1 protein-coding gene is annotated in these 1,001 nt (G+C 28.5%); it reads left to right on the top strand.

Features of this window, described 5'->3' with window-relative positions; genetic code table 11:
• A partial coding sequence (locus ACQ3F0_RS26725; protein ID WP_428868864.1) for an IS110 family transposase occupies positions 1-1,001 on the top strand: 1,001 nt, incomplete at both ends.

The following is a 1,001-nucleotide window of genomic DNA, read 5'->3' as shown; positions in this document are numbered from 1 at the left end:
AAATCTTCTGTAGTTACAATATTACAACCTGGTGGAGAACAATATGGTAAAAAGCTAAAGATCACCAATGATTTAACTGGTTTTAACAAGCTACTATTTATTCTCAATGGAATCTGTTCTAATTTTTCCATTAAACCCAAAATATTTATGGAATCAACAGGTTTATATCATATTCTGCTTTATAACTACTTTAGTAAAAGTGATTTCAAATGTTATATTTTAAATCCAATACACACTAAGAATTTTGCTAAACAAAGCATTAGGAAGGTCAAGAATGATAAGATTGATTCGTTGAGGATTGCTCAACTGGCACAATCCCCAACATTCTCAATAGATTCTAGTTTCGATGAAAGATATTTTGTACTCAAAAAACTTTGTAGAGAATATGATTCATTCGTCAGTCATAAAGCTCTCTATAAAAAGAAATTACTTTCATCTTTAAATTTAGTATTCCCTAAGTTTAACAAAATATTTGGTGATACATTTAGTGCCATTCCTCTAACTATTTTAAGTCACTATCCTACTTATATAGATTTTCTTAATGCTGATAAAAATTCTGTTTTAGAATTAATAATTTCAACCGTTAATCATTCTTTAGAATGGGCTGAAAAGAAATACAAATTAATCCTTGATGTAGCTTTAGAAGCAAAAGAATTAAAAATTCAGGTCTCCTATTTAGGTTCAGAGATAAAGTGTTTTATAGATATTATTAATCATTTTGACAAAGCATGTAATAAGATAAAAGAAGATTTATCTATTTTACACGAAGAAATTCCAGGATTAAAACATAATGTAGAATTATTATGTTCTCATCCTGAAGTAGGTTTTATGAGTGCAGTTAGTTTTTTATCTGAAATTGGTGATATAAATAACTTTAAAAATGCGAAAAAAGTAGTTGCATTTTTAGGTGTAGATACATCTGTATCACAATCTGGCGATTTTACAAGCACTAAAAACAGGTTAACTAAACGTGGCTCTCGCCTAGGGCGTAAAGTTTTATT

Source organism: Clostridium sediminicola (assembly GCF_050402865.1).
GTDB lineage: Bacteria > Bacillota > Clostridia > Clostridiales > Clostridiaceae > Clostridium_AF > Clostridium_AF sediminicola.
Note: the sequence above shows the minus strand (reverse complement) of the source record. Positions and strands in the feature narration are given on the sequence as shown.